Raw genomic sequence first — 26996 nt, 5'->3', positions numbered from 1 at the left:
AGTACAAAACGCCCGATGCGGTGCATCGGGCGTTTGTGCAGCAATAAATACTGTCAACCTATTTTAGGACTGGACACTGGACCGAACGGCGGGATTCGAAGACGGAGCGCCCTGAAGGGCGCGCAGGCTCTCCGAATCGCCATTCTGCCGCGCTGCGCGCGGCCCCGTTGGCCGCGCAGCGGCCAACGCCGTCCCCTCATCTCAGGCAGTAGCGGCCAGAGCATGCGCCGGCTTATGCGAGCCCATGCATCGGCCGCCGCTCAGCAAGAAATTCTTTTTTACGCTCATTCCTCCCAACTCCCTTAAAAAGTTGCATAATCTGCAAATGCTGCGCAGAACCTTCATCCTGGCCAGTGCAGCCTATGCCAGCGGCATGGACGGCATGGTCCGGATTACCGAGGGGATACGCAAATGCAGTTACTTCGCCAAGTAAAACTGTCGCGCCGGCTGGCCTTGTTGGTCGCCATCTTTTCGCTGGGTCTGATCGTGTATGGCGGCTGGTCGCTGCGCGTGCTGCACGAACTGAAGGTCAACGGGCCCGTGTACCAGCGCATCGTGCAGGGCAAGGACCTGGTGGCCGACGTGCTGCCGCCGCCGGAATACATCCTCGAATCCTATCTGGTTGCCTTCCAGTTGATGGCGTCCGAAGACAGGGGCGCGCAGGACAGATTGGTCGAACGCCTGAAGGCCTTGAAGGCCGAGTACGACACGCGCCATCAGTTCTGGCGTACCCAGGGTCTCGATCCCGATATCGCCGAAGCCTTGCTGACGCAGGCGCATGCGCCTGCCGTGGCATTCTATGAGACGGCATTCGCGCGCTTCATTCCCGCGCTACAAGGGCAGGACAAGGCGGCCGTGGCCACGGCCATGGCCGCCATGGCAGCCAGCTACGACAGCCATCTGGCGGCCATCAACCGCGTCGTCGACATGACCAGCAAGCGTTCCGGCGCATTCGAGAGCCAGTCGGCCGACAGCGCCCGTTCGGCGACCATACTGCTGGCAGGCTTGCTGCTGGCGTCGCTGGGCGTGAGCATCGCCGGCGCCGTGTTGATCAGCCGCAGCATTACCGGCCCCTTGCAGGAGGCGCTGCGGGCCGCGCAAATGGTGGCGGCCGGCGACTTGAGCAACCGCGTCGACAACCGCTTTTCCGATGAGCCCGGTCAATTGCTGCAGGCGCTCGAAGCGATGAATGGCAGCCTGTCGCGCACCGTGGGCCAGGTGCGCAGCAGCACGGAGAGCATCACCGTGGCTTCGCGTGAAATCGCGGCCGGCAATTTCGACCTGTCGTCGCGCACGGAGGCGCAAGCCAGTTCGCTGGAAGAAACGGCTTCCGCGATGAAGGAGCTGACCAGCACGGTAAAGCAGAATGCCGACAATGCCAGGCAGGCCAATCAGCTCGTGGTATCGGCGTCGGAATTTGCCGTCCAGGGCGGACAGGTGGTCGAACGCGTGGTCGATACGATGGGCGCCATCAACGCCAGCTCGCGCAAGATCGTCGATATCGTCGATGTGATCGACAGCATCGCTTTCCAGACGAATATCCTGGCCCTGAATGCGGCCGTGGAGGCGGCCAGGGCGGGCGAGCAGGGACGCGGTTTCGCCGTCGTCGCCAGTGAAGTGCGCAGCCTGGCGCAGCGCTCGGCCAGCGCCGCCCGCGAAATCAAGGCCATGATAGGCGACTCGGTCGACCGCGTCGATGCGGGCAGCAAGCTGGTGGACGAGGCGGGCGCGACGATGGACAAGATCGTGACATCCGTCAAGCAGGTGGTCGACCTGATGAGCGAGATCGCCGCCGCCAGCCAGGAGCAGAGCCTGGGCATCGAACAGGTCAACCAGGCCATCACGCAAATGGACGAGGTCACGCAGCAGAATGCCGCCCTGGTCGAGGAGGCGGCCGCTGCTGCCGGCAGCCTGGAAGAGCAGGCGGCCAGCCTGGTGCGGGAGGTGGGGGTGTTCAAGCTCGATGCGGGCCGCTGACAGGCTGGCTGGCGGCCAGGGCACTGTTCGGCATGGCGGTTCCTGGACGTTGCTGCGCTATGGCGCGCGGGCCGCTGCCGTGGCTTGCTTATTGCACGTTGCCAGGCTGCCTGTGCATGCGGAAAACGCTTCCAGATAGGTGATGGTTTTCTCGTATTCGTCGATCAGGTAGCGCAGTTGATATGCCACCTCGACAGATTCGCCCGTGCCTTTGTCCCGCAGCCTGTACATATCTTTCAAGAAGCGTTTTCTTCGCGCCAGTTCCGCAGCCAGGCGCGCCTTGCGCTCGGCGGCCGGTGGCAGGGGATACGGCTTGCCATTGATGGACAGGACACCCTCGGGCGTCAGATCCAGGTCCTTGCCGGGAGCGCGAAATTCCACGCTCATGCTGCCATCCGGCTGCACCAGTATCAACAGTTCGTCGGCCTTGCTGTTGGCTGGCAAGGTCAGGGCCAGCACTTCAGGCTTGCCCTTGGGCAGCCAGCGATACTCGAGCTTGACCGGCAACGGCGCCGCGGCCTGTACCGGCAGGTAGAAGCAGCAGCTGGAGGCGCTGCTCATGTAGGGATTCAGGGGATCGGTATCGACAGCGTTGTCGGGATTGCTGGCGGAACTGATGCCCACCTGTATCATGCGCGGGCTGTAGTTCAAGGTACTGACCGATACCTTGCGCTCGCCGGCGCCGGGCGTGTACGCGTGCAGGTTCCGCTCTCCGCGCTCGCTGCCGTCCGTAAGCAGGGGGCGGTGGAACAGGGGGGTAATGCCGAAGGTCGCGATACTGCTGATATAGCCGGTATCGGACGGGCCGGCGCGCGAGTCGCTGTTGCCCGGCGTGTGGTAGAGGTAGCCGATCTCGTCCAGCGATAGCGCGCTGACCATGTGGTCTTGCTGAAACAGTGGCGGTGACGCGTAGCTGTCGCCGTCGCCCATGACTTTGGCGTAGATGGGCCCCGTCCATGGGCCATGGCCGCCAAAGCGCGCGAGTACCACGTACTCGCCCAGCAGCGATTTTACTTTCAGGACATCCTTGGTCTCGCCAGTGACGGGGTCGATGATGGAATAAATGCCCGGAAAGGGATTGGTGGCGACAGGCGACTGCCTGAGCAGGGCAAAGCAGAGTCCGGCAACCACGGCGATGCCGGTGGCGATGACGGTGCTGGTTTTCATGCTTCGTCCAGTCGTTGTTGATGCGTGTTCTGCGTTGCCACAGTGGCGCCGGGGGCGACCCCGTTCATCCGGCAGAACGCCACCAGGTCGGCCGGATAGAAGGGCGCGCCGCGTAGCTGCTGTCGTCGATATCGAGCACGCAGGTGATGGCGGCTGCTTCCCAGGACCAGTAGCCCCAGAACGAGGTGTCGCGCCGGTGGCTGTCGTAATAGGACTCGCGGCGGCTGGCCTCATACCATTGCTGCAGATAAGCGTGCATCAGCGCAGGACGGGCATCTTTTTCTGCCGCGAATATCTTGAGTGTATTGACGTAGGGCAGATGGCGCGTGCACTTTGGCCAGGCGGCATCCCTGCCGGCGGCAAAGCATGCCAGCAGCCGCTCCAGCAAGCCATCCTTTTCATGGTTATTGAAATCGATGACGGGCGCCAGCCGGGGCAGCAGGCTGCCCCGGCCCAGCAAAATGCCGAGGCAGACCATGCGGTTGACCTGCTCGTAGCCGTCGCCGGGCAGGGCGAAGTGGGGAAATCCCTGTTCGGCCTCGCCGGCCTGAGCGTCAAATGCCATGTCATAGCGGGCAAACGCCAGCCAGTAAGCGAGTATCGTGGGATACGCGGCGCGCAACTCGTCGAGCGGGTGGCCGGCGCTGTAGGCGAGGGCGAGCTGGTCGATGCCATCCCAGGCCCGCTGGCGCGTGGCCGTCATGAAATTTTCTGGTGGAATGTGTTGCAGCACGTGCGCCGGCTGTTGCAAGCCGGCTGCCACCATGTCGTAGCACTCGTCCTGGCTTTCCTTGCTTTCAAGGTAGATGGCGTAGGACAGCCGCGCTTCCCTGCGCCGGGCCAAAAAATCCTGTTCGATCAGCGTCTGCATCCTTGTCCCTTGCTGATTATGGTTGCGGCCATGCAACTTCGCTGGTGTAGCGCGCTTCTTTCCGTAGCCGTCGCGCATGGTCGACCAGATCCCCGGGGTACACCAGGGATCTGCTCTGGCTATCGTCCAGGTCGAGCAGGAAAACCGTCGCCCCTGCTTCGAATGCCCAGTAGCCGTAGTAGCCGGCATAGCCTTCCTCGCTGATATTGAGATGCTCGTTGTACCAGCGCGGATGATGTTTCATGGCCGGATACCATTGTTTCAGGTATTTCTGGAGCAGGGCCAAGGTAGCTTCCTCATCCTCCTCATAGAACACTTGCAGCAGGGTGTCATAGGGCCTGGCGATGATGCAGGCGTCGAGTGCTTGTCCATCCTCCACATATCCGTCGATCAATTGCTCGAACAGGCCATCGCGGCCACGATGGCTGCGCAGCACGTGGATGATGCGCAGCACCGAGCGCTGATCGCGCAGCAGGATGGCAATGCTCAGCAGTTGCAAGGTGTCCTGATAGTCGGACAGGACGTAAAACTCTGGTGCTCCCTGATATTCGTAGGGCCCAAACTCTGGAAACTCAAGCGCCGCATCCTGCTGATAGAGTTGATCGACCGCATTCCATTCTTCAAACTTATCCACGATGCCCGCGATGCGCGGCGCCAAGGCCTCGATGGACTCGCCCGCCGTATAGTCGAGCATCCAGATCCAGAGTTCTTCTAAATACAAAAAATGATGGACGGAAGCATTTTCCTGCGCTGAGTCGGCGACCTTTTTGTTTTCCAGTCCTCCTGCAATCAGCGCAAATTGATTGCTGCGCGTTTTGACATACAGTTCTTCATCCAGAAATTGCTGGCGGCGCCGCTCGGTGAAGGGGCGATTGTTCATCTTGTCTGGCTGCCGTCGTGATCGACGCGTAAGGAAGATGCGCTTGCATGGAAAAATGCGGACATTGTTTGGAACTCCGTGTGCTGAGGTAAACGTATCGGTCGTTGATGTCATAACTTGTTTGCAAGATTACACACTAGAAATAGTGATCGAACAAGCGCGATTCAATTGAATCGTGTGCCAGAAAGAAATATACAAAATAGCTACCATGAGCGACGCGATGGCGTGCCGCAGGTGTTTTTGGCCGTCACCGACTTTTTACGTGAACAGGAGTAAGCATGAGCAAGATCAAATACGCAGCCGCTGCGGCCTTATGTGCCAGCCTGTCGCCCGCCATGGCGGCGTCCGCCCCGGCTGCGCCGCCGTTCCTCGATGTGCTCGTCTATCAGTACGCCAATTGCGTCAAACCTGCCTACCATCAGGCCGACCTGCTGGTACAGGACGGGACGGGGCGCTACCAGATCGACGTCAAGGGCGAGGCCTACACGGTCGAACTGCAGGAACGCATGGGCTTTTCGCTGCAGGCGGGCATAGGCGGACCCGTGGCGGCCGTCGTCAAGCTCGACCGGCCACCCAAGGGACAGTTCGAGGAGCAGGCGCGCTGGCGCGAGCGCTGGCTGCGCGACGTGGCCGAGCGCAGCGGCGTGGCGCTGGACGAGCGTGCGCTTGCGGGCGGCGCGCGCCTGCTGGCCGTCAACAAGGGCGAGATCAAGGGGAACTATGTGGGGCAGTCCCTGCTGGTCGATCCGGCACGGCAGTTGTTCATCGACATGGCATGGCCGAACACGCTGGACATCTATCGCGGTGCCGATGGCGTGCGGCAGGTGCGGCAGGTGCAGGACGACGTCTGGCAACGCATGCTGTCCTGCCCGCCCGCCGCGTGATGCCGGCGGCCAGCGCGCATACCCCTGCTGCATGCATGTGCATACACAAACAGTAATGATTCTCATTTATAATTCATGGCTATGGGGTTGCGATGGGCTGGCGCGGTGGCGCCACGGGTGGTAAAGGAGGGCATGATGGGCAGTGTGTATGGCAACGAGGACATGATCGCGCGTGAGCATCGCGTGCTGATGGGCGAATATGGCCGCGCGCAGGCGCGTTGCAGTGCGCAGCTGGCCGCGCAGGCGGCCCGCATCGCGCAGCTGGAATCGGAACTGATGCGCGCGCGGGCGCAGGTCGTGATCCGCGATACGCGGCTGGCGCTGGCGCGCGACGAGCTGGCCGAACTGGCAGCCAGCGTGCCGGGCTTGCCGACGCGTGCCCGGCTGGCGCGCCGGGTCGAGTGGCTCAGCGAGCGCGTGCAGGACTTGATGCGCGAATTGCTGCGCCTGCAGTGGCTGCCGGCGCCTTCCGTCGTGCCCGCGCCCGCCCCGCAGGGCGGGTTGCTGGCCGGCGTGCGTGAAAAATTGGTGCTGTATGTGGGCAACTATCTGGAGCAGGCGGCGGGACCAGGTACGGGCCGCCATGCCGGCGGCGCCAACGTGGCGCAGTTGGCCATCGAGCAGGCCGGCGGACGCTTCCTCCACCATGCGGGCGGCGGCGACGGGGCCGACGATGTGGCGGCGCTGGAAGCGGGCCTGGTGGCGGCCGACCTGGTGATTTGCCAGACGGGCTGCGTCAGCCACGATGCCTATTGGCGCGTGCATGACCACTGCAAGCGCACGGGCAAGCAGTGCGTGCTGGTGGATCAGCCGCAAGCCATGCATTTCGTGCGCAAGGAAGCGCTGGCCGCTTCTTAACGCCGGTTTAATCCGCCTGGGGCACAATGGCCGTCCATTCGACGTCATAGAAAGCGCCCATGCTGTCCTTGCAAATCGGCCCCCTGGCTTTGCCCACTGGCCTCGTCCTGCTGTTCCTTGCCCTGTGCGCCGCCTACGGCGTGGCGTGGTGGCTGCAGCGCTACCGCCAGTTGCCGGACGCCGGCCCCCTCGTTTCCGACATGCTGATCGCCGGGCTGCTGATGGCGCGGCTGGCGTTCGTGCTGCGCTGGCATGAACAGTATTGGACTGCACCCTGGTCCATCCTGAATATCCGCGATGGCGGCTTCCTGGCGCCGGCCGGCGTCGCCGCCGCGCTGGCCATCGCCGCGTGGCGCTGCCGGCGCCCCGCGATGGCGGCCATGCGCCGGCCCCTGGCCATCAGCGCGGCGTCCGGCGCGCTGGCCTGGGGCGTCATGAGCGCGGGCCTCGGCCTGGCGTATGACAAACCGACGGCTCTGCCGGCCGTGACGCTGCGGACGCTGGACGGCACGCCCGCCAGCCTGGCGGCGCTGGCAGGCGGCAAGCCCATGGTGGTCAACCTGTGGGCCAGCTGGTGCCCGCCATGCCGGCGCGAAATGCCCGTGCTGGCCGCCGCGCAGCAGGCGCGCGCCGATATCGTCTTCGTCTACGCCAATCAGCGCGAGGATGCCGCTGCGGCCAGCGTTTTCCTGGACAGGAGCGGCGTGACCCTGCGCAATGTGGTGCTCGACAGCGAAGCGGCGCTGGGCAAGGCGGCCGAGTCCTCGGCCCTGCCCACTACCCTGTTCTACGACGCGCAGGGTCGCCTGGCCGACACCCACCTGGGCGAACTGTCCGACGCTTCGCTGGCCAGCCAGCTGCAGAAGATCGCACCGTTGCCCTGACGCGCATACCCTGATGACGAGCCGCCATCGCCAGCGATGTGCGGCTTTTTTTGCGCCTTGTCGCAGCCGGGGCGGTTTCTGATAGTATACCCCCCTATAGTATTTATCGGAGTGCATCATGGGCCACACGGCGCACAACAAGACCAAGCTGCTGAACAGGGTCAAACGCATCAAGGGCCAGGTGGAAGGCCTGGAACGGAGCCTGGAAGAGGGCCGCGACTGCGGCGAAGTGCTGCAGCTGATCGCCGCCGTGCGCGGCGCCGTCAATGGCCTGATGTCCGAGGTGATCGAAGAGCACTTGCGCGAGCACGTGGCCAGTCCCGATATCTCCGGCGAAGAGCGGGCCAGGGGCGCCGACGAGATCGCCGGCATCCTGCGCACCTACCTCAAATAATCGTTCAGAGAGACCAGCATGAAACTGCAACATATCGAGGAAGACCTGTCCGCCTGGCAGCACGAACACGTGTTTGGCGGCGCCAGCGACAAGGCGGAGCGCCGCGCGCGCATCGTCATGTGGATCACCCTGGCCACCATGGTGCTGGAAATCGTCGCCGGCTGGTGGTACAACTCCATGGCCTTGCTGGCCGACGGCTGGCATATGAGTTCGCACGCGCTGGCCATCGGCCTGGCCGCGTTTGCGTATGCGGCCGCGCGCCGCTATGCGCGCGACCCCCGCTTCGCCTTCGGCACCTGGAAGATCGAGGTGCTGGCCGGCTACACCAGCGCCATCCTGCTGCTGGGCGTGGCCGTGCTGATGGTGGCGGCCTCTGTCGAGCGCCTGTTTTCGCCGCAGCCCATCCACTATCCGCAGGCGATGGCGGTGGCCGCCTTCGGCCTGGCGGTCAACCTCGTGTGCGCGCTGATCCTCGGGGGCCACCACGATCATGGCCATGACCACCACGGCGGCCACGATCATCACGACCACCACGGTCACCACGACCATCACGACCACCACGGTCACCACGACCATCACGACCATCACGGCCATGGCGAAGACCTGAACATGAAGGCCGCCTATATCCACGTGCTGGCCGACGCCGCCACCTCCGTGCTGGCCATCGTGGCGCTGGCCGGCGCGTGGGCCTACGGCTGGCGCTGGCTCGACCCCGTGATGGGCATCGCAGGCGCCGTGCTCGTGGCGCTGTGGGCGAAAAAGCTCATGCTGGACACGGGCAAGGTCTTGCTGGACCGCGAGATGGATCATCCGGTGGTGGATGAAATCCGCGAGGCCGTGGAAGTGGCAAGCGCGGGCGACACGCCGCGCATCGTCGACCTGCACGTCTGGCGGGTCGGCAAGCAGCTGTACTCGTGCGCCTTGTCCGTCGTCAGCCGAGATCCTTCGCTGACAGCGGCCGAACTGCGCGCGCGCATCGGCATTCACGAGGAAATCGTCCACAGCACCATCGAGATTATTCGCCGGCCTTGATAATGATGGGGAAAAAAGCCCGCTGATGCGGGGCGTAGGCCGTATAATGTCGGCTTTTACAGCACGCGCTGTTCACCAGACAGAGAAGAAAATGAGCACATTACCACCATGCCCGCAATGCAAATCCGAATTCACGTACGAAGATGGCAGCCAGTTGATTTGCCCTGAATGCGCGCATGAATGGTCGGCCTCGGCTGCAGAAGCGGTGGAAGAGGGCGCCAAGGTGTACCGTGATGCGGCCGGCAATATCCTGCAGGATGGCGACACGGTCAGCGTCATCAAGGACTTGAAATTGAAGGGCGGCGGCGGTGTCGTCAAGATGGGCACCAAGGTCAAGAACATCCGCCTGGTCGATGCCGACCATGATATCGACTGCAAGATCGACGGCTTCGGTTCCATGAGCCTGAAAACCGAGTTCGTGAAAAAAGTCTAAGCTTTTTATTGCCATCCGCGGCGCGCCTCGCATTCCTGCCGGCGCGCCGTTTTTTTGTTCAGAATCCATGCAAATCGATCATCTCCGCCAGCGCCTGCGCGCCCTGGGCGCCAAGCCTCTGCACGAACAGCGCGTGCTGCGCGACTGGATACAGGGCCAGCCGCACGACCAGGGCCGGCGCCGCGCCGAAGATTTTTTGCCGCTGCCCGTGCGCGAGGCCTTGCCCGCGCTCGACCTGGAATTGCAGGGTATGCTGAAATTGCTCAGCACCCATCCGGGCGCCGACGGTTCCGCGCGCCTGCTGGTGGGGCTGCACGACGGCCAGACGGTGGAAAGCGTGCTGCTGCCGCGCGACGGCCTGTGCGTGTCGAGCCAGGTCGGTTGCGCCGTCGGTTGCCAGTTCTGCATGACGGGCCGCGACGGTTTGATCCGGCAAGTGAGCAGCGGAGAAATTGTCGCCCAAGTGGTGCTGGCGCGCACCCTGCGTCCCGTGAAAAAAGTCGTCTTCATGGGCATGGGCGAACCGGCGCATAACCTGAACAATGTGATGGAAGCGATCGAGCTGCTGGGCACCGAGGGCAATATCGGCCACAAGAACCTCGTGTTTTCCACCGTGGGCGACCCGCGCGCCTTCGAGCGCCTGCCGCAGGGAAGGGTCAAGCCGGCGCTGGCCCTGTCGCTGCACACGACGAAGCCGGAGTTGCGCGAACAGCTGCTGCCGCGCGCACCCAAATTATCCCCGCGCGAACTGGTGGACTTCGGCGAAGCGTACGCGCGCCTGACCGGCTACCCGGTGCAGTACCAGTGGACGCTGATGGAAGGCGTCAACGACGGCGAGGACGAGATGGATGGCATCGTGGCGCTCTTGCAGGGCAAGTACGCAGTGCTCAACATGATCCCGTACAACACCATCGATGACTTGCCGTTCAGGCGCCCCAGCTGGGACAAGGCGCGGGCGATTGCCGCCGCCCTGCACGCGCGCGGCGTGCTGACCAAATTGCGCGATTCGGCGGGGCAGGACGTGGAGGGGGGATGCGGGCAGTTAAGGGCGCGCGAGGCCAAGGGCAAGGTCATTCCCATCCGCGCTAGCGCTGTCTAAACTCCACCGAGCAAATCGTTTTCATTCAATATCGCAAACGCGATGTCGGGATGCGCGGCCAGGCAGCGGCGCACGGCGGCCGGGATGGCGGCGCGCGTCTTGCGGCACAGGCCGGGCCGCTCCAGCAGGCGGATCTGAAAGCCGCGCACGGTGCGCACCTCGCCGCTGCCGGGGGCGATCTGCAATTCCACCCCCAGGTTGTTCTTCAACAGCAGTTGCAGCTTGCGCAGCTGCGCATAGGTGGCGATGCCCTCGATGTGCGCCAGCAGGCGCTTTTCTTCCGTCAGGTTCAGGCGCAGGATGGAAATGTCCGCCTGCGGATCGGCGAGCAGCCGCTCGCGCTCGCAGTCGCATAGCTGCGGCGGACACTCCTTGCGGACTTCAAAATCGACGAGGCGCATGCGGGCATTCCAGTGGCGGTCCAGGATGAATCCAGTATCGGCCGGCGCCTGGCGACTGTCAATCTGCGCCGCAGCATCAGCGCGGACTGACGATCAGGCGCCAGAGGATGGGGCCCTGTCCGCTGCTGTGCTGGTGGTGGTTTTGCGGCGGCATGACGTGGCCTTCCGTCGACACGATCTCGTGCGCGCAGCCGTCGCAGCGGTAGATGCCCGAATACGGCACGGCTTCGCCGGGCGAGGTCAGCTCATCGAAGCGCGGGTGCATGGAGCGGGCCACGTAGCTGGGGTTTTTATAGTCGGCCATGGCTTCCTCGGAAAGTGGGCAGGTCCCCATTCTGGCACACAATCGTGCGCGGCCTTGACCGCGTGTCTTGGCGCGCGCGCCGCCCTGTGTTGTAATGTTGATCATTTTGACTGAGCACGCAAGGCCATGAGAACCCGCATCAAGATCTGCTGCATCGCTTCCATCGACGAAGCGCAACTGGCCATTGCCGCCGGCGCCGACGCGCTGGGCCTGGTGGCGGCCATGCCGTCCGGCCCCGGCCCCATCCCCGACGCGCGCATCGCGCAGATCGCCGCCTGGACGCCGCCGCCCGTGGCCACGTTCCTGCTGACGTCCGAGACGACGGCGCAAGCCATCGCCGAACACGTGCGCGCCACGCAGCCGTCCACCGTGCAGATCGTGGGCCATGTCGATCCCGGCGAAGTGGCGCAGCTGGCGCGCCTGCTGCCGCACGTGCGGCGCGTGCAGGTGATCCACGTGGAAGGGCCGCAGGCGCTGGAGCTGATCCCCGCCTACGCGCCCCACGTACATGCCTTTTTGCTCGATTCTGGCCGCCCTGGCGCCTTGGTTCCGGAACTGGGCGGCACGGGCCGCACGCACGACTGGTCCGTCAGCGCGCGCTTCGTACGCGCCAGCCCCCGTCCCGTATTCCTGGCCGGCGGGCTGGACGATACCAACGTGGCCGACGCACTGCGCCAGGTGCGCCCCTACGGCATCGACCTGTGCTCGCGCGTGCGCACGGACGGCCAGCTCGATGTCATGAAGCTGGCCTTGCTGATGGCGGCCGTGCGCGACGTGGATGCGGCGCTGTATGCGGAAGGTTAAGCCGCCGTTGCCGACACATTCATCTCGCGCACGAACGCTTCCGTAAACGCGGCCACCATGCCGCTGGCCGCACGCGGCGAGATCAGGCCGACAACAGAATGCGATTCCTCGTCCGGCAGGGCGATAAAACGCACGCCGGGCGGCGCCACCAGGCGCATGCTGTCGGGGACGATGGCGATGCCCATGTTGGCCTCGATCAGGTTCAGCTGCGAGGTCTTGCGCGACAGGGCGCGCGCCGCCTTCGGAAAAAATCCCTGCGCCAGGCACAGGCCCGCCACCAGGTAGCTCAGGCCTCCCCGGTCCTTGTGCGGGATCGAGACGAACGCTTCGTCGCGCAGGGCTGCAATCGTCGTGCGCTCCAGCGCGGCCAGCGGCGAGTCTGCCGACACGGCCACCACCAGCTTTTCCGCAAACAGTTCGCGTACGACGATGTTGGCGTGCTTGCGCAGGGTCGGCAGGCGCACCAGGCCCAGGTCGGCGCGGCCTTCCTCGATATCAGCTGCCTGGTTTTCCGACGAACCTTTCGACACATCGAGCGAAACGCCGGGGAACTGCGCCAGCAGCCGGTTCAGCACGGCGCCGATGGCGGGCGTGAGGGTGACGGAACTCGAATGCAGCAGGCGGATGATGCCTTGCGCCCCTTGCCCAACGTGGCGCGTCTGGCGCACGGTTTCCTCAATGTCATCGAGGATGCGTTTGGCCCGTTCATAAAAGACCTGTCCGGCCGGTGTCAGTTCGATATGGCGCGCGTCGCGCGTGAGCAGCAGGGCCTGCACCTCGCCCTCGAGTTCCTTGATTTGCCGGCTCAGGGCCGACTGCGCGATATATAATTTTTCCGCCGCGCGCGAGTAGCTGCCCGCATCGACGACTTCGACAAAGTAGCGGAACTGTTTGATGGAAATCAATCGTATGCCTTTTCGAGATCGGTGACTGCCTGATTTGATATTAGCCTTGCCCCGGGGTTCACGATACAGTGGATTGGTCTGTTGTCACTGCAAAGGAAAGGCCATGCTGGAATTGCTCGGGGTGCTGGGGCTGCTCGTCAGTATTATCGTAAAACTGATTTTCGTCCAGGTCGGAGGCGCGGCCGAGGACAAGGAGGACTAATATGCGAGCGTCGCCACATACGGTGCCGGCAACGCCAGCGTTTTCAGGCGGCAGGCCGGTGCGGCCCCATTCCACTCGGCCAGCGCCAGTCCCGCGCACTTGAGCGCCGCTTCGCGCGCCGTCCACGCCTGCGCCAGGCGCCGCGGGCGCTGGTCGGCAGGGCAGTCGGCCAGCTCAGCTGCCACCCGCGGCCCCAGGTAATCGCGCGCCAGATTGAACCAGTCGGCAATGTCCTGCACCCGCATCACGTCGATGCCGACGGCGCCATGCAGGCCGATGGCGGCCAGCGACAGTCCCTCGTCATGGCTGAACGACAGGCCCGCAACGCCGGCTGGCAGCAGCATGCGGGGAGGGGCGCCCGGCGTCGATTCGACTGAAACAGCCTCGATGTCCAGGTTTTGCCACTGCGCCGCCGCTTCGCGCACGGCCTGGCGCAGGTGCGCGCGCGCTTCCGTGCGTGACGGCGGCGGCACGATGCCGATCACCAGCACGCTGTCTCTTGACAAGAGCACCGTAAAGTCCATCAGCTGCAATCAGCTACGCAAAGGCGCGGCCGGGCAGCCTGCCCAGTTGCTGCCGGCGGGGATGTGCTCGCCCTTCATCACCAGGGTCAATGGCCCCAGGCGCGCATTGTCGCCCACCCTGGCGCTGTACAGCACGGAGCTGCGCGGGCCCATGTAGACGCGCTGGCCGATCTCCACGTGGTCGATCTTCATCACGCGGTCCTCGAACAGATGCGTTTGCGGGCAGGTCAGGGCGTTCAATTCGCTGTAGTCGCCGATGTGCACGCAGTCGAATTCCGTGATGTCCGTCGTGTCCATGTAGACGCCGCGGCCGATCTTGCAGCCCATCAGGCGGAAGGCCAGCGGCAGCCATGGCGTGCCGCGCAGGTAGCGCATGAAGTTGGGCACGGCGATGCCCTCGTACAGGTTGGTGACGCCTTCCGAAATCCACACGAACGGCGTCCACATGGGCGCCGCGTGCTTGCGGTAGCGTCCCAGCAGCAGCCACTTGAACAGTACCACCACTAAAAAATTGCCGATACCGTAGGCCAGGCCGGCAATGGCCAGGTCGCCCACCACTTCGCCCCAGCGCCCGGCGCCCGCGATCGGCATCACGTCCAGCACCAGCGTGTAGCCGACGGCGATCACCACGGCGTGCGGCGCGACGATGCGGAACGCTTCGATCAGGCTGCGGCCCAGGCGGCGCAGCAGCGACGGCTTGAACGTCAGGTGCTCGGCAAAGCCGCTGACCTGTTCGCGCGCGGGCAGGTGCATGGGCGGAGAGCCCAGCCAGGTGTCGCCGCTGTGCATCTGCTCATTGCGCGGCGCGTGCGTGTGCACGCCGATCAGCACGTGTTCGGGCAGCACGGTGCCGTCCGGGATGTAGCTGCCGTTGCCGACGAAGCTGCGGTGCGAGACGACGGTGGGGCGCATGGTCATCCAGCCGCCGTCGATCTGCTCGTCGCCCAGCATGACGGCGTCGGCGATGAAGGTGTCGTCGCCCAGGGTCAGCATGTCGGGCACGACGCCCAGTGCCGTGGAAATCTCGGCGCCCTTGCCCACCTTGGCGCCCAGCAGGCGGTACCAGTACGGCGCGTACACGGTGGCGTAGATGCCGTGCAGGACGTTCAGGCTCGATTCCTGGATATGGCTGACCAGCCACTTGGCGCAATAGATATTGCTGTGCACGGGTGAGCTGCCCGGCTTCAGGCGGGGCAGCGCGCCCCAGCGGATGGCGGCCGACAGCAGGGCCGTGAGCACGATCAACACGGCGCTGGCGGGGAAGGCCAGCAGGAAGTAGCGGGCCAGCTGGGTCGTCACGTCGCGCCCCTGCAGCCACGGCATCATTTCGCGCTCGTCGAACCAGTCGATCAGCACGAAGCTGGGGAAGACGGGCATGAAGAACAGCACGGCGATGAGGACCATGCCGAAGCAGAAGAACAGGGTTTCGCCCGTCAGGCGCAGGCGCGAGACGGCGGGACGCGGCGGCTGGCTGGCCGCGTCAAACGCGCCGATGTCGCGCGCGGGCGAACCCGTGTAGACGCGTCCGGCCGGCACCGAAGCGCCGTCGGCCAGCGCCGATTGTCCCTCCAGGTGGCCAAACGCGCCCACCTCGGTATTGCCTTCCAAAATCGCGTAAGAGCTGATGCAGGCATCGTCGCCGATGCTGATCTGCCCCAGCAGCAAACGGCCCCGCTCCACGCGGGCGTTTTCAAAGTTGACGGCGTTGCCCACGCTGACGTTGTCGCCGATGGACAGCAAGTCGGGCGCGCGCAGGGTCATCGAGCCGATGACGACTTCCTTGCCCACTTTCGCGCCCAGCGCGCGCAGCCACCAGCTGTTCAGGGACGAGCCGCTGAGCAGATAGGCGGGCGCCGATTCAACCAGGCGGTCGGCCAGCCACCAGCGGTAATAGGTGGCGCCCCAGAGCGGATAGCTGCCCGGTTTCAGACGCCCGGCGATCAGCCACTTGCCGGCAATTGCAATGGCAAATTCGGCCAGGGTCGCGAGCAAGAACACGCCGATCGAGGCGGCGATGGCGCGCGGCACGGTATCTCCCGCATCGCCCGTGAAGAAGTGGTAGGTGAAGAACGGTGCCATCCACTGCGCCATGCGCAGGGTGACGAGACCCGGCACGGCCGCCGCCTGGGCCGCGCCGCAGATCCAGCGTTTCAGGGTGGACGGCGGCGTCCATTCCGCTTCCGGCGTGGCCAGCGCGGGCGCTTCGTTCAGCACGGCGGCGATCTTGCCGATCTGCCGGTTCTGGTAAATGTCGCGCACCGTCATGTGGGCGTAGGCCGGGTCGGCGCGCAGGCTTGATGCCAGGCGCGCGGCCAGGAAGGAGTGGCCACCGAGGTCGCTGAAGAAGTCCAGCCGGCGCAAAATGGCCTGGCCGGGGAACAGCTTGGCCAGGGCCGCGAACAGTGCCGCTTCGGCCGGCGTTTCCGGCACGTCCGATACACCCGCCTCGCCGGCAGGCGGCGCGGACAGGGGCATGGCTTTCAAGGCTTTCCTGTCGATTTTCCCCGAGGTCAGGCGCGGCATCAGCGGCAGCAATTCAAAGCGGCCCGGCACCATGTAGGGCGGCAGGTGCAGGTTCAGCGCCGCGCGCAGGTTTTTTGCCGCCAGGGCGTCATCGGGCGCCTCGTCGCTGCCGACGATGTAGGCCACCAATTGGTCGAAGCCGTCATCCTTGCGCAGCAGCACGGCCACCGTGCCCACGCCCGCCTGCTGCGCCAGCACGGCTTCGATCTCGCCCAGCTCCACGCGGAAGCCGCGTATCTTGACCTGGTCGTCGGCGCGGCCCAGGCACTGCACCTGGCCGTCGGCATCGATGCGGGCCAGGTCGCCCGTACGGTACAGGCGCGCATCGTCCTCGCTGCTCGCCCAGGGATTGGGCAGGAATTTTTCCTGCGTCAGGTCGGGCCGGCCCAGGTAGCCTTCGGCCAGGCCGGGGCCGATGATGCACAATTCCCCCGTTTCGCCGCGCGGCAGCAAGGTCAGTGGACGGTTTTCGCCCGGTTCGGCCACCTGCAGCACCAGCAAGCCATAGTTGGGCAGCGGCGTGCCGATGGTGACGGGCACGCCGGGCCGCAGGCGCGCCAGGCTGCACGAGACGGTCGCCTCCGTGGGGCCGTAGGTATTGAACATGGCGCGGCCCGGGCGCGACCAGCGCTCGACGAGGGACTCGGGACACATCTCGCCGCCAAGGTTGATCAAGCGCAAGCTCGGTACTTCCTCGGCGAACAGGGCCAGCAGGGTCGGCACGGCATGCAGCACGGTGACGTGGTTGGCGCCCAAGGCGCGCGGCAAGGCTTCCGGGTCGCCCGAAATCTCCTTGGGCCCCAGCCACAGGGTGGCGCCCACCAGATAGGCGATCCAGATTTCCTCGAACGACATGTCGAAGGCGACGGAAAAGCCCTGGTAGACGGTGTCGCTTTGCGTCACTTCCAGCACGGCGTTTTCGCTGCGCAGGAAGTGGCAGATGCTGCGCTGATTGATCAATATGCCTTTCGGCTTGCCCGTGGAGCCGGAGGTGTAGATCACGTATGCCGGGTGTTCGGGCAAGACGGCGCCGCGCGCCGGCAGGTGTTCGCCCGGCGCGGCGGGCGCCAGCAGGCTTTCCGCCGTCCACACGGGACGCTGGACGCCAGCCTGCTCCAGGCGCGGCGCGAATTGCGCGCAGCTGACGACGCCAGCGCCATTGGCGTCGTCGAGGCACACCTGCAGGCGCTCGACGGGCGTGTCTTCATCGACGGGCAGCCAGGCGGCGCCCGCCTTGGCGATGGCCGCCTGCATCAGCAGCAGATGTGCGCCGCGCGGCAGCCACAGGCCCACGATGTCGCCGGGCTTGACGCCGGCCGCCACCAGGCGCGACGCCGCCAGGCCCGCCTGCGCATCGAGTTCGGCATAGGTGATGCGGCGTTCGCCGTCGATCAGGGCGATTTGCTGCGGGCAGCGGCGCGCCGTCGCTTCCAGCAGGTCGGCCAGCACTTCCTCGCGCAGCAGATCCGGTCGCGGCGGGCCGTACAGGATGTCGGCGTGGGTGGAAGGGGTGTCTGGGCTGACTGCGGTGAAATCGTTCATGGATGACGCTTATCTGTAATGCTGTAGGAGGATTCTAAGGGGCTGCGCATGGTGCGCGGCACAGTTGATACATTACAGCACGCAAGACATTTCAGCGTTGCAGAACGGGGAATTTTGTGGGACTTTCAATAATTATGTGGCTGCAGGATCAACTGCCGTGATTACGGAATGTAAAACGGGGAAACATGGCGCCGATTTGCGCCAAAGTTGCCGCCGCCGGATAGCCGTGCAGGGGCCGGCTTGTCAGCGCCGCATCCGCGCAGCCGTCGGCGCGAAACTGCTGCAGCACGTAGTTGTCGACGCCTTTGGCGGCCAGGGCGGCGGCCAGGGCCAGCAGCTGTTCATCCGGCAGCAGATCCGGATGGGTGGTGGTGCGGCACTCGTAGGCGACGCCGCTGGCGAGGATGGCGTCCAGGCAGGCGCGCGCCGGGTCGCCGCTGCCGGCCACCCGGGTCACATGACGATAGTCGGCAAACGGCGCCTTGATGTCGAAACCCACCCAGTCGACGAGGGACAGCACTTCCTGCAGGCGCTGCGGATAGATGCAGGCCGTGTGCAGGCCGATGCCGAAACCCAGCGCCCTGACGTCCTGCATGGCGCGCGCCAGCGCCGGGTCCATGCACGCCTCGCCGCCGCTGAAGACGACGGCGTCGACCAGGCCCACGCGGCGGCGCAGCCAGGTCAGGACGTCCTGCCATGGCATGGCGCCTTCCGGCGTGCGCGCCTGCAAGTGCGGATTGTGGCAATAGCCGCAACGCCAGGGGCAGCCCTGCACGAACACCACGGCCGCCAGCTTGCCCGGGTAGTCGGTGGCGGAAAAGGGCGTCAGGCCGCCCACTTTCAACTCAGCCATGACAGGCGGGCTGGCCTACCCGGGCGCTCGCTTCCGTAAAATACTGGCGCTCGTGGAATTCGCCCTGCTTGCCGATGTTGAACGAGGCGACGGGGCGGTGGTAGCCCATCACGCGCGTCCATATTTCGCAGCGCTGGCGTTCGGTATCGAGCAGGGTGATGGCGGGAGTGAAGTCGGGACGTGCGTTCATGGCGTTTCCTCAAGTGATGGAGCAATGTGGGCCTGCTTGCGGGCGATCAGCTCCGCGTCGCAGGTGGGGCAGAATTCGTGCTTGCCGGCCAGGTAGCCATGGCGCGGGCAGATGGAAAACGTGGGCGTGACGGTGATATAGGGCAGCGAGAAGCGGCTCAGGGCGCGTTTCACCAGCTCGCGGCAGGCGTTCGCGTCCGACAGCGCTTCCGTCATGTACAGGTGCAGCACCGTGCCGCCCGTGTACTTGCGCTGCAGCGCATCCTGTAATTCCAGCGCCTCGAACGGGTCGTCCGTGTGGCCGACGGGCAGTTGCGACGAGTTCGTGTAATACGGATTGTCCGGCGTGCCCGCCTGCAGGATGGCGGGATAGCGCTTGCGGTCTTCGCGGGCGAAGCGGTATGTCGTGCCTTCGGCCGGCGTCGCTTCCAGGTTGTACATATGGCCCGTCTCTTCCTGGAATTGCACCATGCGCTCGCGCACGTGGTCGAGCAGGCGCACGGCCAGCGCATGGCCTTCCGGACTCGTGATGTCATGGGCGTCGCCGCTGAAATTGCGGATCATCTCGTTGATGCCGTTCACGCCCAGGGTGGAAAAGTGGTTGCGCAGGGTGCCCAGGTAGCGTTTCGTGTACGGGAACAGGCCTTGCTGCATCAGTTCCTCGATGGTGCGGCGCTTGATTTCCAGGCTGGTCTTGCCCAGTTCCAGCAGGCGGTCCAGGTCCGCCATCAAGGCTGGCTCGTCGCCGCGCCACAAATGGCCCAGGCGCGCGCAGTTAATCGTCACCACGCCCAGGGAGCCCGTCTGCTCGGCGGAACCGAACAGGCCATTGCCCCTTTTCAGCAGCTCGCGCAAGTCCAGCTGCAAGCGGCAGCACATGGAGCGGATCATGTTCGGCTTGAGTTCCGAATTGATGAAGTTCTGGAAGTAGGGCAGGCCGTAGCGGGCCGTCATCTCGAACAGGCGTTCCGCGTTTTCGCTATGCCAGTCGAAATCCTCGGTGATGTTATAGGTGGGGATGGGGAAGGTGAAGACCCTGCCCTTGGCGTCGCCCGCCATCATGATCTCGATGTAGGCGCGGTTGATCATGTCCATTTCCGCCTGCAGCTCGCCATAGCTGAAGTCCATTTCCCGGCCGGCGATGACGGGAATCTGTTCGCGCAGGTCGTCCGGGCAGACCCAGTCGAAAGTCAGGTTGGTGAACGGCGTCTGCGTGCCCCAGCGCGACGGCACGTTGAGGTTGAAGATCAGCTCCTGCATGTACTGGCGCACGTCTTCGTAGCGCAGGCTGTCCTTGCGGATGTAGGGCGCCATGTAGGTGTCGAAGGAACTGAAGGCCTGCGCGCCGGCCCACTCGTTTTGCAGGGTGCCGAGGAAATTGACGATCTGGCCGATGGCGCTCGACATGTGCTTGGGCGGGCCTGATTCGATCTTGCCCGGCACGCCGTTCAAGCCTTCGTGCAGCAGGGTGCGCAGCGACCAGCCGGCGCAATAGCCGGCCAGCATGTCGAGGTCGTGGATGTGCAGCGCCGCTTCGCGGTGCGCCGCGCCCACTTCCGGCGGATAGACCTGGTCCAGCCAGTAGTTGGCGATGACCTTGCCCGACACGTTGAGTATCAGGCCGCCCAGCGAGTAACCCTGGTTGGCGTTGGCGTTGACGCGCCAGTCGCGCCGCTCCAGGTATTCATTGATGGACGCGGCGACATCGACCTGGCCGCGCGTGGATGGAACTGCATTTGTCGTCATGAAACCTCCAATAAACACAACATGCGGTGTTTTTATGGAGGTTAATCACTAAATATAGTGGCGTCAAAGGGCGCGTGCAGTTGCGTGACGAATCCTTGACGCAGGTGAAAAAACCACCTCAGCCGGTTTTGTTCCAGCGCGTTTCGCGCAGGATCAGCCAGCTCGCGAAAAAGAATGCGGCGCCGCAGGCGGCGACGCTGGCGACGGAGGCGGGCAGCACGTGGGCCCAGATTTCCAGCGGCGAGTAGGTACTCCAGCTGGCCACGCGCGCGTCGAAGGTGACGTAGTTCGCCAGCAGCCAGTAGACGGCCAGCAGGCCCGTGCAGATGGCGGCCTGGCGCAGCAGCGGCAGTTGGCGGCGCGCGAACACGGCCAGCAGGAACAGCAGCAGCACGCCTGGATACGCGCCCAGCACTTCGGGCGACAGCATGGAGACGGTCCCTGCGTCATAGCCATCGGACGGGCCGGCCCACTGCACCTGCAGCGCGGTGAGGAACAGGGTAAGCAGGAAGATCAGCAGCGGTTTGCGGGTCATGGCGGGCAATCGAAGGGGGAAAAGTGGGGCATTTTACAGCCAGGTCAAGCAAGTTGAACGCGCGCCAGCCATGCATGCATTCCTTCACCTGCGTCAAGGACTGGGCGGCATGGGCGGGGCTATAGTCTGCACCCTGAGCCGACACAGGACTGAGAACACCATGATGCTTGAATCAACCACCGCCACCCGCGTGGCCGGACCGCTGGAACTGGTCTGTCCCGCCGGCAGCCTGCCTGCCCTGAAAGCGGCCGTCGACAATGGCGCCGACACCGTTTACCTGGGCTTTCGCGACGCCACCAATGCGCGCAATTTCGCCGGCCTCAATTTCGACGAAAAGGCCATCGCGGAGGGCGTGCGCTACGCCCATCAGTATGGACGCAAGGTGCTGCTGGCGCTGAACACCTATCCGCAGCCGCACAACTGGGCCGTGTGGCGCAGCGCCATCGACCGCGCCGCGCAGGCCGGCATCGACGCCATGATCGTCGCCGACCCGGGCCTGATGGCGTATGCGGCCCAGCACCAGCCGCAACTGCGCCTGCACCTGTCCGTGCAAGGCTCGGCCACCAACTACGAAGCCATCAATTTTTACCATGAACATTTCGGCATCGCCCGCGCCGTGCTGCCGCGCGTGCTGTCCATGGCGCAGGTCGAGCAATTGATCAGCAAGACGGAAGTCGAGATCGAGGTCTTCGGCTTCGGCAGCCTGTGCGTGATGGTCGAGGGACGCTGCGCGCTGTCGTCGTATGCGACTGGCGAGGCGCCGAATACCCATGGCGTATGCTCGCCGGCGAAATCCGTGCGCTGGCTGGAGACGCCGAACGGCCTCGAATCGCGCCTGAACGGCGTGCTGATCGACCGCTACGCGCCTGGCGAGAACGCCAGCTATCCCACCCTGTGCAAGGGGCGCTTCGAAGTCAACGATGAAGAGTATTACGCCATTGAGGAGCCGGCCAGCCTGAATACGCTGGCGCTGCTGCCGCAATTGATCGCCATGGGCGTGCGCGCCGTGAAGATCGAAGGGCGCCAGCGCAGCCCCGCCTACGTGGCCCAGGTGACGCGCGTGTGGCGCGAAGCGATCGACGCCTGCCGCGAAGGCAATACGCGCTACGCCGTCAAGCCGGGATGGATGGCGGCCATGGACAAGCTGGCCGAGGGGCAGCAGCACACACTCGGCGCCTACCATCGCTCCTGGAAATAGCAAAACCTGCTGCGCCTCCCGGCCTCGCCGCGAGCCGCTCGCTACGGTTTTGTAACTTGAAAAATACTGGAAAAGGCATGCTAAAACTATCTTTGGGCCCCTTGCTGTACTACTGGCCGCGCGCCACCGTCTTCGAGTTTTACCAGCAGATCGCGGCCACCGCCGTCGATATCGTGTACCTGGGCGAAACCGTGTGTTCGCGCCGGCATGAACTGCGCCTGGCCGACTGGCTCGATATCGCCGACATGCTGGCCGCCGCCGGCAAGGAAGTGGTGCTGTCGACGCAGGCGCTGATCGAGGCGGGCGCCGAACTGGCCACCTTGCGCCGCATCACGGGCAATGGCCGCTATGTCGTCGAGGCCAATGACATGGGCGCCGTGCACTGCATGGAAAAGGGCGCGCCCTTCGTCGCCGGCCCCCATCTGAACCTGTTCAATGGCCCCAGCCTGCAACTGATGGCGCGCCTGGGCGCCCGGCGCTGGGTGATGCCGCTGGAAATGGGGCAGGAAGCGCTGGCCGAGATGCAGCGCCAGAAGCCGGAAGGGCTGGAGACGGAAGTGTTCGCCTATGGACGCATGCCGCTGGCGTTTTCCGCGCGCTGCTTCACGGCGCGCAACCGCAACCTGCCGAAGGACGATTGCGGCTACAGTTGCCTGGAAGAGCCGGACGGCCTGCTGCTGCGCACGCGCGACGAAGTGCCGTTCCTCGTGCTCAACGGCACGCAGACGCAGTCGGCGCTCGTCTACAACCTGGTGCGCGAACTCGACGCCATGCGCGACATGGGCGTGGCGGTGGCGCGCATCAGCCCGCAGGCCATGCACACGGAACAAGTCATCGCCATCTTCGACCGCGCCCGGCGCGGCCAGGTCAGCGGCGTGGGTGCCCAGGCCCAGCTGGCAGCCTGCCAGCCTGCCGGCGCCTGCGACGGCTACTGGCATGGCCAGCCTGGCATGGAACAGCACGCCGCCCATTGAATGCCTCGAAAGGAAGCACCATGCAAGATCAACTGGAAAGATTGCCCGTCCCGTCCCCGGTTCCGGCCAAACCCGGCATGAGCAAGCCCGCCGTGTCGTACCGGCTGCCCGAACCGCTGGCCGAACTGCTGTCCAAGCTGCCGCCATATCCCGCCTCGTGGCTGTTCGTGCAGGGCTTGAACCGCCTGCTGGCGCCGCAATTGCCCGATGACGTGCGCTGCAGCCTGGAAGGACGCACCTTGCGTTTGCGCCTGCTGGACGCGGGGATCGCCTTCGATTTCGAGTGGCAGGGCACGGTGTTCGTGGCCGAGCGCTATGTCGACGTGCCCGACCTGTGCATCGCCGCCAGCGTGCATGATCTGATGCTGCTGGCGCGGCGCCAGGAAGATCCCGACACCCTGTTTTTCAGCCGCCGTCTGAGCCTGGAAGGCGATACGGAACTGGGTCTGCTGTTCAAGAACACGCTCGACGCCATCGAGCTGCCGCCGTTCGACCTGCAGGCGCTGGGACCGCGCCGGGTGCTGGCGCATCTGCGCGACCGGGGCGCGCGCGGAGGCTGAGCGGGGAGTTGCCGGCAGCGCGCTCAGTGGCGGCAGTGGCCGCAGGCGCCGCTGCACGAGGGCAGTTGTTCCTCGTCGGACGCTTCGCCCATGAAGCCGGCGTCGTTGACGGCTGCCAGCAAACGCGCCTGGCTGGCCAGCCGCTCGTCAAATTGCACCGTGGCGCCGTGGCGGGCCAGCGAGACGCAGACGGTGGCCACGCCGGTGACGGCTTCGAGCGCGCCCGTCAATCTGTCGGCGCAGCCTTCGTGATCCATTCCAATAATATTCAAGCGCGCTGTCTGCATGGGGTCCTCTTGTTTTTCAGATAAAAAAACAGCGTAGGCGAGGGCCGCGCATGTCGTCCAGAGCAGCACGCAAGATTTATTTTTTATTTGCGGTTTTATTGATCTGGATTAATTCCCATCCCATCTGGCCAGCCTGAAACCAGTGTTGTTTTGCATACAGTTTCCACATTCCAGTCGACAAGCGTAGTCTGCTGCGTGATACTGTCATTCTGATAAGAACGCTGATGAACGCGCTGGAAAGGAGGGGCCATGCGGCGCCGTCCCGTGCTCATGCTTGCCTGTCTGTGGCCGTTTGGCGCGGCCGCCGGCGCTTCTTTGCTGCCGCTCGTGTATCCGCGCCACCAGGCGCTCGATGATCCGCAGCAAGCCTATGTGACGGCCTTGCTGCAACAGGCGCTGGCACGGTCGGGCCACTCTTATGCCTTGCGCCGCTCCGCGCTGCGCATGGTGCAGACGCGCGCCATGCAGGAAATCGCCGCGGCGTCGGGCAGCGTCGATGTGGTCTGGGCCATGACGAGCCGCGCGCGCGAAAGGCAATTGTTGCCGGTACGCATACCCATCGACCGTGGCCTGATCGGCTGGCGCGTGGCCCTGATCCAGGCGCGCCAGCCGGACCTGCTGCGCGGCGTGCGCAGCATCGCCGGCCTGGCGCGGCTGTCTGCCGGGCAGATGCGCGACTGGCCCGACTCCGCCATCCTGCAGGCGAACGGTTTGCGCCTCGATACTTCGAGTACCTACGAAGGCCTGTTCCAGCAGCTGGCGGCGGGCCGCATCGATTACTTCCCCCGTTCCGTGATCGAGGCGCAAAGCGAGCTGGCCAGCCATGCGCGGCTGCCGCTGGCGCTCGACGCCCACCTGGTCATCCGCTATCCGGCGGCCCTGTACTTTTTTGTCGGCAAGCACCGGCCGGAACTGGCCCGGCATATCGAGACCGGACTGGAAACCATGCTGGCCGATGGCAGCTTCGCGCAACTGTTCCAGCGCCATTTCGGCCGCCTGGCCGATGGCTTGAGCTTGCCCCATCGGCACGTGCTGGACCTGGCCAATCCCGACTTGCCGGAGGAAACGCCGCTGGCGCGCAAGGCGCTTTGGTATCGTTCAAATCATTACTAATGGTTTTGTTGATCGGTGTCAAAGCATCACTTCCATCTTGCGCAAGATGGTTGATGAAACGCAAGGCGAACTCAACAGAACACCTGGCCGGGGCTTCGGTACCACGCATCCGTCGGGCCGCGTGTCGCTGGCCAGGCTGAACGAATACGATTACGCGAATATCGGCCGCGCCATCCGCAATAGGGCGTCCGAGTTCTTTGCCGTGTTTGAAAAGGAAAAGGAGAAGGGCGGTAAGAAGGCCAAGAAGTAAGTCGCCAGCCGTTTCCCTGAGGAAAACGGGCGCCCCGCAAGCGGCGCCCGTTTTTGCGTGCCGGCCGCAGTAACCAATAGTGCAGGCTGGAATAGACATTCGTAGATATAATTGCTATTGTGAAAGTATAAACATGGCAACCCCGTGCTTTCCCCTCATTCATTGACTGGACGCTACATGGGCAGATTGCAAGGACATTTATTTTTGGCTGGCGCGCTGGCTGTATTACTGCCGGCGCTGCAGGCCCAGGCGCAGTTGCCGGCCGGCGCGCCTTTGAGTTTCAACGAAGCGTTGCAGCAGGCGGCCGCGGCTTCGGGCGCCGTGCAGGGCGCGGCCCTCGACGTGCGCGCCAAAACCCTCAAAGCCGAGGCGCTGTCGAATATCGACGGCCCCTCCGTGGACTTGACGGCGTTTCGCGGCCGCCTGTCGACCGACCTGAACATCGATACGAGCGGCTTGTCCGGCGTGGTGGGCGGCATCGAATCCGTGCTGCCGCCGATTCCCGGCTTGCCCACGCCGCACATTCCCAATTCCCTGAACCGCGAAGTGGTGACGGACCTGACCTCGTTCGGCTTGCTGGGCATGTGGCCCATCTACACGGGCGGGCGCCTGGACGCCGTCAAGGGCCTCGCGTCGAGCCTGACCCTGGCCGCGCAGGCCGAGCGCACGGAAGCGGAAGAGCAGCTGGCCACCCTGGTGGCGCAGCGCTATTTCCAGTTGCTGCTGGCCAAGCGGGTGGTGGCCGTGCGGGCCGACGTGACGGCCGGCGTGACGCAGCACCAGCGCGACGCGGCCAGGCTGGAAAAGGGCGGCCTGATTTCGCGCGCGGAACGCCTGCGCGCCGACGTGGCCCTCGACAGCGCGCGCAGCGACGAGGCGCAGGCGCGCAGCGACGAGGAAATCGCGCAAGTGGCGCTCGACCGCTTGCTCGCCGTCAATACGCAAGTGCGGCCCAGCACGCCCCTGTTCGTCAACAGCTTGCCGGTAGGCACCTTGCAGTCGTTCATCAGCACGGGCATGCGGGAAAATGCGAACTGGAAAAAGATCGACAGCAAGCGCGTGCAGGCCGAGCAAGCCTTGAAGCTGCATGGCAAGGAATACGCGCCCACCGTCTTTGCCATCGGTAACTACAATTTGAATCGCGGCAACGAAAAACTCGTGCGCTCGAACTGGGCCATCGGCCTCGTCGTGGCCGTACCGCTCGTGCACCGCATCAACGCGGGCAAGATGATCGCCGCAGCCAAGCTGGACCAGGAACGCGTGGAAGTGGTGGCGCGCCAGGCCGAGCGCGACATTCCCACCCTGATCGAAAAGAACTGGCGCGCGCTGGAAAACGCCCGCATCCAGTACCTGTCCACGGCCTCGTCGGTGGAACTGGCGCGCGAAAATATCCGTTTGCAAACGGTTGCTTTCCAGCAAGGGCAAGTGACGTCGCTGGACGTGGTCGACGCGCGCCTGAACCTGGCCAAGGTCGAGACCCAGCGCGCGCAGACGGCCTATAACTATGTGATGGGGCTGGCGCAATTGCTGGAAGCGACGGGCGAGACGCAGCGCCTGGGCAGTCTGGCGGCCGCGGCCGACATCCAATTACCTGTGGACAAATAATA

At 64.7% G+C, this 26996-nt stretch carries 28 protein-coding genes and 1 pseudogene; 16 read left to right on the top strand and 13 right to left on the bottom strand.

All coding sequences use genetic code 11. The features are described 5' to 3' along the window. The first annotated feature begins 244 nt into the window (after positions 1-244). Both AC07VI_RS26840 and AC07VI_RS26835 read left to right on the top strand, forming a co-directional pair. Positions 245-433, top strand: coding sequence for a hypothetical protein (locus AC07VI_RS26840; RefSeq protein ID WP_086148467.1), 189 nt, complete (start codon positions 245-247; stop codon positions 431-433). Then, positions 412-1977 (top strand): methyl-accepting chemotaxis protein, encoded by a 1566-nt coding sequence (locus AC07VI_RS26835; RefSeq protein WP_086148468.1) that lies wholly within the window; start codon positions 412-414, stop codon positions 1975-1977. Before AC07VI_RS26840 ends, AC07VI_RS26835 begins: the two co-directional genes overlap by 22 nt. A gap of 57 nt (positions 1978-2034) precedes the next feature. On the opposite strand, the gene AC07VI_RS26830 is transcribed toward AC07VI_RS26835, so the two are convergent. From AC07VI_RS26830 to AC07VI_RS26820, 3 genes are all read right to left on the bottom strand, one after another. Beyond that, positions 2035-3144 carry a hypothetical protein gene (locus tag AC07VI_RS26830; protein WP_086148469.1) on the bottom strand — a complete coding sequence of 370 codons (1110 nt, stop codon included), beginning with the start codon at positions 3142-3144 and terminating at the stop codon, positions 2035-2037. A 64-nt stretch (positions 3145-3208) separates the two neighbouring features. Further along, positions 3209-4015, bottom strand: a complete 807-nt coding sequence (locus tag AC07VI_RS26825; RefSeq protein WP_492993487.1) for a PoNe immunity protein domain-containing protein — start codon at positions 4013-4015, stop codon at positions 3209-3211. Between the two features lie 16 nt (positions 4016-4031). Next, entirely contained in the window at positions 4032-4895 is an 864-nt protein-coding gene (locus tag AC07VI_RS26820; protein WP_172404924.1) for a PoNe immunity protein domain-containing protein, read from the bottom strand. Between the two features lie 278 nt (positions 4896-5173). On the opposite strand from AC07VI_RS26820, the gene AC07VI_RS26815 reads away from it, so the two are divergent. The 7 genes from AC07VI_RS26815 to AC07VI_RS26785 all read left to right on the top strand — a co-directional run bounded on the left by AC07VI_RS26815 (position 5174) and on the right by AC07VI_RS26785 (position 10479). Continuing rightward, on the top strand, positions 5174-5779 hold the full coding sequence (locus tag AC07VI_RS26815) for a hypothetical protein (RefSeq protein ID WP_099375991.1): 606 nt from the start codon (positions 5174-5176) through the stop codon (positions 5777-5779). 132 nt (positions 5780-5911) lie between these two features. Further along, positions 5912-6637, top strand: coding sequence for a DUF2325 domain-containing protein (locus AC07VI_RS26810; protein WP_226936479.1), 726 nt, complete (start codon positions 5912-5914; stop codon positions 6635-6637). 59 nt (positions 6638-6696) lie between these two features. Continuing rightward, positions 6697-7521: a TlpA family protein disulfide reductase gene (locus tag AC07VI_RS26805; RefSeq protein ID WP_492993490.1), complete on the top strand. Its 825-nt coding sequence runs from the start codon at positions 6697-6699 to the stop codon at positions 7519-7521. A 118-nt stretch (positions 7522-7639) separates the two neighbouring features. Beyond that, positions 7640-7915, top strand: coding sequence for a metal/formaldehyde-sensitive transcriptional repressor (locus AC07VI_RS26800; protein ID WP_086147647.1), 276 nt, complete (start codon positions 7640-7642; stop codon positions 7913-7915). Between the two features lie 18 nt (positions 7916-7933). Continuing rightward, complete coding sequence (dmeF, locus tag AC07VI_RS26795) at positions 7934-8947, top strand: CDF family Co(II)/Ni(II) efflux transporter DmeF (RefSeq protein ID WP_492993492.1); 1014 nt, start codon at positions 7934-7936, stop codon at positions 8945-8947. 91 nt (positions 8948-9038) lie between these two features. After that, positions 9039-9380 carry a zinc ribbon domain-containing protein YjdM gene (locus AC07VI_RS26790; protein ID WP_076573183.1) on the top strand — a complete coding sequence of 114 codons (342 nt, stop codon included), beginning with the start codon at positions 9039-9041 and terminating at the stop codon, positions 9378-9380. 67 nt (positions 9381-9447) lie between these two features. Further along, complete coding sequence (locus AC07VI_RS26785) at positions 9448-10479, top strand: RNA methyltransferase (RefSeq protein WP_086147645.1); 1032 nt, start codon at positions 9448-9450, stop codon at positions 10477-10479. On the opposite strand, the gene AC07VI_RS26780 is transcribed toward AC07VI_RS26785, so the two are convergent. Both AC07VI_RS26780 and AC07VI_RS26775 read right to left on the bottom strand, forming a co-directional pair. Then, positions 10476-10880: a hypothetical protein gene (locus AC07VI_RS26780; RefSeq protein WP_099375994.1), complete on the bottom strand. Its 405-nt coding sequence runs from the start codon at positions 10878-10880 to the stop codon at positions 10476-10478. The genes AC07VI_RS26785 and AC07VI_RS26780 overlap by 4 nt on opposite strands. A gap of 76 nt (positions 10881-10956) precedes the next feature. Further along, a complete protein-coding gene (locus AC07VI_RS26775) occupies positions 10957-11184 on the bottom strand; it encodes a hypothetical protein (protein WP_086147643.1) in 228 nt (75 codons plus the stop codon). A gap of 126 nt (positions 11185-11310) precedes the next feature. Between AC07VI_RS26775 and AC07VI_RS26770 the strand changes: the two genes are divergently transcribed. Then, positions 11311-11988, top strand: a complete 678-nt coding sequence (locus AC07VI_RS26770; protein WP_086147642.1) for a phosphoribosylanthranilate isomerase — start codon at positions 11311-11313, stop codon at positions 11986-11988. Here the strand turns inward: AC07VI_RS26770 and AC07VI_RS26765 are convergent. From AC07VI_RS26765 to AC07VI_RS26735, 7 genes are all read right to left on the bottom strand, one after another. After that, entirely contained in the window at positions 11985-12893 is a 909-nt protein-coding gene (locus AC07VI_RS26765) for a LysR family transcriptional regulator (protein ID WP_086147641.1), read from the bottom strand. The genes AC07VI_RS26770 and AC07VI_RS26765 overlap by 4 nt on opposite strands. Before the next feature lie 198 nt (positions 12894-13091). Further along, a complete protein-coding gene (locus tag AC07VI_RS26760; RefSeq protein ID WP_157792436.1) occupies positions 13092-13607 on the bottom strand; it encodes a 4'-phosphopantetheinyl transferase family protein in 516 nt (171 codons plus the stop codon). Between the two features lie 21 nt (positions 13608-13628). Beyond that, a complete protein-coding gene (locus tag AC07VI_RS26755; protein WP_492993496.1) occupies positions 13629-17684 on the bottom strand; it encodes a Pls/PosA family non-ribosomal peptide synthetase in 4056 nt (1351 codons plus the stop codon). Between the two features lie 148 nt (positions 17685-17832). Then, positions 17833-18537 (bottom strand): anaerobic ribonucleoside-triphosphate reductase activating protein, encoded by a 705-nt coding sequence (locus tag AC07VI_RS26750; protein WP_099375996.1) that lies wholly within the window; start codon positions 18535-18537, stop codon positions 17833-17835. Further along, complete coding sequence (gene nrdD, locus AC07VI_RS26745; protein ID WP_086147637.1) at positions 18530-18727, bottom strand: anaerobic ribonucleoside-triphosphate reductase; 198 nt, start codon at positions 18725-18727, stop codon at positions 18530-18532. Before nrdD ends, AC07VI_RS26750 begins: the two co-directional genes overlap by 8 nt. Then, entirely contained in the window at positions 18724-20472 is a 1749-nt protein-coding gene (locus AC07VI_RS26740) for a ribonucleoside triphosphate reductase (protein ID WP_086147636.1), read from the bottom strand. The genes nrdD and AC07VI_RS26740 overlap by 4 nt, the downstream gene beginning before the upstream one ends. Before the next feature lie 118 nt (positions 20473-20590). After that, a complete protein-coding gene (locus AC07VI_RS26735; RefSeq protein WP_086147635.1) occupies positions 20591-21007 on the bottom strand; it encodes a hypothetical protein in 417 nt (138 codons plus the stop codon). A 160-nt stretch (positions 21008-21167) separates the two neighbouring features. Between AC07VI_RS26735 and ubiU the strand changes: the two genes are divergently transcribed. The 3 genes from ubiU (at position 21168) to ubiT (ending at position 23739) form a co-directional block, all read left to right on the top strand. Beyond that, entirely contained in the window at positions 21168-22205 is a 1038-nt protein-coding gene (gene ubiU / locus AC07VI_RS26730; RefSeq protein ID WP_413465912.1) for a ubiquinone anaerobic biosynthesis protein UbiU, read from the top strand. Between the two features lie 77 nt (positions 22206-22282). Beyond that, on the top strand, positions 22283-23179 hold the full coding sequence (gene ubiV, locus AC07VI_RS26725) for a ubiquinone anaerobic biosynthesis protein UbiV (protein ID WP_086147634.1): 897 nt from the start codon (positions 22283-22285) through the stop codon (positions 23177-23179). Positions 23180-23199: 20 nt separating this feature from the next. Next, positions 23200-23739, top strand: coding sequence for a ubiquinone anaerobic biosynthesis accessory factor UbiT (gene ubiT, locus AC07VI_RS26720; RefSeq protein ID WP_086147633.1), 540 nt, complete (start codon positions 23200-23202; stop codon positions 23737-23739). Between the two features lie 23 nt (positions 23740-23762). Here ubiT and AC07VI_RS26715 read toward each other — a convergent pair whose 3' ends face one another. Further along, positions 23763-24026 (bottom strand): heavy-metal-associated domain-containing protein, encoded by a 264-nt coding sequence (locus AC07VI_RS26715; RefSeq protein ID WP_086147632.1) that lies wholly within the window; start codon positions 24024-24026, stop codon positions 23763-23765. Between the two features lie 249 nt (positions 24027-24275). Between AC07VI_RS26715 and AC07VI_RS26710 the strand changes: the two genes are divergently transcribed. From AC07VI_RS26710 to AC07VI_RS26700, 3 genes and pseudogenes are all read left to right on the top strand, one after another. After that, positions 24276-25139 (top strand): substrate-binding periplasmic protein, encoded by an 864-nt coding sequence (locus AC07VI_RS26710; protein WP_216356395.1) that lies wholly within the window; start codon positions 24276-24278, stop codon positions 25137-25139. Positions 25140-25221: 82 nt separating this feature from the next. Continuing rightward, positions 25222-25389, top strand: a pseudogene (locus AC07VI_RS26705) (bifunctional aspartate transaminase/aspartate 4-decarboxylase); the annotation flags it as partial. A 177-nt stretch (positions 25390-25566) separates the two neighbouring features. Then, on the top strand, positions 25567-26994 hold the full coding sequence (locus tag AC07VI_RS26700) for a TolC family protein (protein WP_492993502.1): 1428 nt from the start codon (positions 25567-25569) through the stop codon (positions 26992-26994). Positions 26995-26996: the final 2 nt, after the last annotated feature.

This window comes from Janthinobacterium sp. GW821-FHT03A03 (assembly GCF_059421435.1).
This window is presented reverse-complemented; position numbering and strand designations above follow the sequence as displayed.